The sequence below is a fragment of the Neobacillus paridis genome, from assembly GCF_016765675.1.
Classification (GTDB): Bacteria; Bacillota; Bacilli; order Bacillales; family Cytobacillaceae; genus Neobacillus; species Neobacillus paridis.
The window spans coordinates 1-685 of record NZ_JAESWB010000149.1 but is presented as its reverse complement, the minus strand read 5'-3'; the positions used below and the strand labels follow the sequence as shown (position 1 = coordinate 685).

Genomic DNA, 685 nt, shown 5'->3' with positions numbered 1-685 from the left:
GGCAACCATACTGGCAGCTTCTGTAAGATAGCCTTCTGCCAAATACAATAACTCTAAGAAATCTTTAGTTACAGCTGATGTTAGGTGATATGCGATTTTCAGGGGGGCATTGCTTCGAAATGCCGCTATGGCTTTAGGGCTATCAACTACTGCAGATAGATATTTTAAGTTGCGAGATTCGCCAACGCGCGTCTTTCCCTTATCGTCCTTTTCAAAAAGCCAGCGCGAAAGCTCTTGAATGGAACTAGGATCTAGTCTGTTTGGATTGATTATTGGATCTTGCGGAAGATAATCTCCATCATCATCTTGTCTAGAAATTCCAACAAATTTTCCGATTTTTTCGTCGGCTAAAGCGGTTGATAAAACAGAAAATTTTATCGATTCATCGTTTAACCCATCTATTTCGTAAAAATCGTCTTCTTTTATTTGCTTATATACCGCCAAAGCATCCAGATTTCGCTTGATATGATCACGTCGACTGCCAATCGCACGGGCTACTTCACCATAACGCTCGCGAGGAGTTTCACTCTTCTTTGTTAATGAAAATAATTGTTCGATATATCTTGCTTTAGCAAGCGGTTCCCATTGCTTCACGCCAGTGATGTGTCTGAAACCAAGGTATGGCAAGACATCAGCCCTTGACGGACGTAGAGCAACAGGGATGTCAGTTGGCCTATGTTTCGCT

1 protein-coding gene is annotated in these 685 nt (G+C 42.0%); it reads right to left on the bottom strand.

Going from position 1 to position 685, the window contains the following annotated elements:
* The coding region (locus tag JK635_RS08355) for a hypothetical protein (RefSeq protein ID WP_202653503.1) at positions 1 to 627 on the bottom strand (627 nt) is incomplete at its 3' end.
* Positions 628 to 685 lie beyond the last annotated feature (58 nt).